3 protein-coding genes and 2 pseudogenes are annotated in these 4795 nt (G+C 67.8%); all 5 read left to right on the plus strand.

The window, feature by feature from the left end:
- Positions 1–147: pseudogene (locus ABT123_RS36620) on the plus strand (ATP-binding protein); the annotation flags it as partial.
- A 286-nt stretch (positions 148–433) separates the two neighbouring features.
- Positions 434–3631, plus strand: a complete 3198-nt coding sequence (locus ABT123_RS36625; RefSeq protein WP_351322772.1) for a sensor histidine kinase — start codon at positions 434–436, stop codon at positions 3629–3631.
- 10 nt (positions 3632–3641) lie between these two features.
- On the plus strand, positions 3642–4055 hold the full coding sequence (locus tag ABT123_RS36630) for a roadblock/LC7 domain-containing protein (protein WP_150212026.1): 414 nt from the start codon (positions 3642–3644) through the stop codon (positions 4053–4055).
- 92 nt (positions 4056–4147) lie between these two features.
- Entirely contained in the window at positions 4148–4702 is a 555-nt protein-coding gene (locus ABT123_RS36635; protein ID WP_351322774.1) for a DUF742 domain-containing protein, read from the plus strand.
- A pseudogene (locus ABT123_RS36640) lies at positions 4683–4795 on the plus strand (ATP-binding protein); the annotation flags it as partial. The gene ABT123_RS36635 and the pseudogene ABT123_RS36640, both read left to right, overlap by 20 nt.

The following is a 4795-nucleotide window of genomic DNA, read 5'->3' on the forward strand; positions in this document are numbered from 1 at the left end:
CAGCCCTACACCCCCGAAGAAGTCCGCGAAGCACTCCAGATCGGCCCCGACGCACCCATCATCACCACCGACGCACGCCACCGCGCCGACGCCAAATCAGCACTCATCACGCTCGTCGAACACGCACTGATGGCACGACTGAAGTAACAGCTCCACCTCGCCGCGGGCGGACTGTGTCCTGGGACACGGTCCGCCCGTGGCGTTCATAACGTTTCAAACAGAAAATTGGCGGTGAGCGGACACACGGTGCATGCACCCGGTGTCACAGCGCGCACAACGGCCTTCATTTTTGCTGCGACTCGGTCTTTATGTCCGTTTTACGTGAGGCATAAGTCTCGAGGAATGGCCAGATTCAACTGTTTGGAACACGGCCGTTACTCATGCTGGAATTCAACGAACTAGCTAGTAGCACCGCCGAGAGGTTGTTGGTCGAGTGAGGCGAAGCAACTCGAGCCCCGCGAATGAACCCGCGCGCGGCAACTTCACCCCGCCGCCGCGTGCGGCCACGTCGCCCGTAGACGTGCCCGTGGAGCCATCCGCGAGCGGCAGCACCAGCAGGTTCTCGCCGCGCAACTGGCGCGTGCCGACCCGCCTGAACGCCATCCTGCTCGTGCCCGTCCTCGTCGGACTGGTCATGGGCGGCTTCCAGGTGAAGGGCGCCATCGACACCTGGAACGAGGCGAAGGACGCCGAGAAGACGGCCCGCATCGTCCAGGCGGCAGCGGAATACGGCCAGGCCCTCCTCAACGAGCGCGACGTGAGCGTCGCGCCGATCCTCGCCGGCAAGCGCGACGACGAGGCCGTCACCAAGGCGTACGCCGCAACGGACGCGGCCAAGGCCAAGTTCGCCGAGGCCACGAAGGACCTGCCGGAGAAGCAGGGCCTGGAACGCCGGCTCCAGCTCTTCCAGCAGGAGGAGCCCAAGCTGCAGAAGGTCCGCGAGACGGCCTACTCCGCGGAGATGGAGTCGGCCAAGAAGGACCTCCCCAACGGCGTGCTCGGTCCCATCCCGACCGAAGAGGGGTATGTGCAGGTCCAGCACTACCTCATGCAGTTCGCCAACGAGCTGGGTCTGGGCACCGGAAACGTGACCAGCTACGGCCGCATGGTGTACGCGGTCCAGCTCGCCAAGGCCGCCAACTCCCTGCAGCGTTCGGTCGGCACCCACCTGCTGGTCCGCCCGAACCCCAAGGAAGAGATCCACAAGGCCCAGCTGGTCGCCTTCTCCTCCTACGCCTACCTCGAGGAAATCGCCATCGGCGAGTACGTCGCGGGCGGCACCGAAGCCGAGACGGAGCGGCTGAAGGAGGTCATGGGCAAGAAGACCTCCGAGGGCACCGCCAGGCTGGAAGAGGCCAAGAACCAGGCCCTGCAGGCCGGCAAGCCCTTCAAGGCTCCGCCGAACGTGGGCGGCTCGTACCTCACCGGCATGACCGATGCGATAGCCACCGGCCAGTCCAAGGACAAGCTGGCCGCAGCCGGCACCAACGCGCTGTTCTGGCAGGCCGCCTCGACCGCCAAGTTCGAGGGCTACTCGGAGATCGAGAAGGAACTCCTCGACAAGGCCGTCAACGACGCCGTGGCCGTCTCCGACGACGCCCGCACCGACGCCATCACCATGGGCGCCATCGTGGTCGTGGCCCTGCTCGCCGCCTTCATCCTGGCCGCGATGATGGCCCGCCAGATGAGCCGCTCCATGATCCGGCTGCGCACCGCCGCCTTCGACATCGCCGAGCAGCGCCTTCCGATGCTCGTCGACCAGCTCTCGCGCACCGACCCCGGCAAGGTCGACACCCGGGTGCTGCCCATCCCGATCAACTCCCAGGACGAGATCGGCGAGGTCGCCCGCGCCTTCGACCAGGTGCACCGCGAGGCCGTCCGGCTCGCCGCCGAGCAGGCGCTCCTGCGAGGGAACGTCAACGCGATCTTCACGAACCTCTCCATGCGCAACCAGTCGCTGATCGAGGGCCAGCTGACCCTCATCACCGACCTGGAGAACAACGAGGCGGACCCGGATCAGCTGGAGAACCTCTTCCGGCTGGACCACCTCGCCACCCGTATGCGTCGCAACGGCGAGAACCTCCTCATCCTCGCGGGTGAGGAGCCGGGCCGCCGCTGGGACCAGCCGGTGCCCCTCGTCGACGTGCTGCGGGCCTCCTCCTCCGAGGTGGAGCAGTACGAGCGCATCGAGCTCTCCGGCGTCTCCGAGGCCGAGATCCACGGCCAGGCCGTGACCGACCTCGTGCACCTGCTGGCCGAGCTGCTGGAGAACGCCACCACGTTCTCCTCCCCGCAGACCAAGGTCCGGGTCAACGCGACCCGTCTGCCCGACGGCCGCGTGATGGTCGAGATCCACGACAAGGGCATCGGCCTCACCGCCGAGGACTTCGCGGACATCAACCACAAGCTGGCCAACCCGCCGACCGTGGACGCCGCGATCTCGCAGCGCATGGGCCTCTTCGTGGTCGGCCGGCTGGCCGACCGGCACGGCATCCGCGTCCAGCTGCGCCCCTCGGGCGAGCAGGCCGGCACCACCTCGCTGGTCATGCTCCCGGACGCGATCACCCACGGTGGTGGTGGCGAGGGCATACCGGACGACGACTTCACCGTCTCCTCGATGATCCCGGAGCAGCGCCCGCAGCAGCAGGCCTTCGAGGCCCCTCCGATGCGTACGGCCGCCGAGCTCGGCTTCGACGACTCCCGGTACGACAACCAGGGCCAGGGCGGCGCCGAAGGGCGCGATCTGGACCCGGTGGGACGCTCGCTGGTCCGCGAGGAGCGGCGGGCCGCGCTGGAGGCCCAGGTGGGCTTCCAGCAGGACCAGGAGCAGGCCGGCTTCCCGCAGGACGGGGAGTACGCGCAGGATTATCCGGAACCTCAACCGGAACACGGGTACCAGTCGTACCAGGGGTATGAGCAGCAGCCCGAGCAGGGCTATGAGCCCGGCTACGACGCTCAGCCGAACCAGCCCGGCTATGAGTCCTACCCGCAGGACGGGTATACCTATCCGGAGGGCTCGTACCAGGACCGGCAGCAGGCCGAGCAGGGCTACGACTCCGGCTTCGAGAACCAGTCCCACCAGGCAGGGTGGCCGGAGCAGAGCTCCTACCAGGCTCCCTACCAGCAGGACTACGGAACCGAATCGGAACCCCCGGCCGCTCCCGAACGGGCCCAGGACCGCGTAGGCTTCGACCGTCCGGATGCCGCTGCCGACACCGGTCACCAGCTGACCGGCGCGGGTCTGCCGCGTCGCGGCAGCCAGCAGCAGTGGCAGCCGGCACAGCAGGAAGCGGAGCCCACCAAGTCCCTCTTCGAGCAGCGGTCCCCCGCGGCACCGGAGCAGGATCAGAACGGTCCGGGCTGGCGCTCGGCCAACGACGAGCGCTGGCAGCAGGCCGGCAAGCTCCGTGAGCCGAAGGCGGGCGGGGTCACCCCGTCCGGTCTCCCTCGGCGGGTGCCCAAGGCCAACCTGGTCGAGGGTGCAGCGGAGTCGACCCCGCAGGGCGGCCCACAGGTCTCCCGCGCCCCGGAGGACGTTCGTGGCAGGCTGAGTAACCTGCGACGCGGTGTCCAGCAGGGACGCAGTGCGGGTTCGGAGCAGTCAAGTAACAGCTATGACCAGGAGCGTTAGTGTGAGCGCGATGAGCCAGGCGGCGCAGAACCTGAACTGGTTGATCACAAACTTTGTGGACAACACCCCCGGGGTGTCCCACACAGTGGTGGTCTCCGCCGACGGCCTTCTTCTGGCGATGTCCGAAGGGTTTCCGCGCGACCGCGCCGACCAGCTGGCGGCCGTGGCCTCCGGACTGACCTCGCTGACCGCCGGTGCCTCCCGGATCTTCGAGGGTGGGGCCGTCAACCAGACCGTGGTCGAGATGGACCGAGGGTTCCTTTTCCTCATGTCCGTCTCCGATGGATCCTCGCTGGCCGTACTGGCGCACCCCGAGTGCGACATCGGCCTTGTGGGGTACGAGATGGCTCTTCTGGTGGATCGTGCGGGCAGTGTCCTCACCCCGGACCTGCGCGCCGAACTCCAGGGAAGTCTTCTCAGCTAGCAGACAGGCAGTGCGTTTCGCGTCATCGCGCCTTAAGGTGCGGTGGCGCGGTTCCAACGGGAGTACTGCGTTTTGGAGTCGGAGGAGGAAACGTGACAACACCCCCAGGAGGACATCCTTATGGCGGCGCGCAACAGCCGCAGGGTGGGCACGACCAGAACCGCTTCAACTTCCCCTCCGCTCCCAGCCGTCCCGTGCCGGAGCAGAACCCGTACCAGAACCAGCCGTACGGCCAGCAGCCCCAGCAGCCCTACGCGCCGGCCCAGCGAGCCCCTCGGGCCTCGCAGCCGCAGGCGCCGAAGGCGCACAACCCGCTGGTGCGCCCGTACGCAATGACCGGCGGCCGGACCCGGCCGCGCTACCAGCTCGCCATCGAGGCACTGGTCAGCACCACGGCGGATCCCGCCCGGCTGCAAGGGCAGTTGCCCGAGCACCAGCGCATCTGCCGCCTGTGCCAGGAGATCAAATCCGTCGCGGAGATCTCGGCACTTCTCTCCATTCCTCTCGGCGTTGCCCGAATCCTCGTCGCCGACCTGGCAGAGGCGGGCCTTGTCGCCATTCATCAGCCCGGCGGCGACGAGTCCGCCGGCGGCCAGCCAGATGTGACACTGCTCGAAAGGGTGCTCAGTGGACTTCGCAAGCTCTAACGGCGGAGCGGCTCGCTCCACCACCTCCGCGAAGATCGTGGTGGCGGGCGGCTTCGGCGTGGGCAAGACCACGTTCGTCGGCGCGGTCTCCGA

Source organism: Streptomyces sp. NPDC002054 (assembly GCF_040296685.1).
Lineage (GTDB): Bacteria > Actinomycetota > Actinomycetes > Streptomycetales > Streptomycetaceae > Streptomyces.

Excerpts from the sequence above, each read along its gene's own strand:
- ABT123_RS36630 (WP_150212026.1), top strand. The coding sequence starts at position 3,642 with ATGAGCCAGGCGGCGCAGAACCTGAACTGGTTGATCACAAACTTTGTG.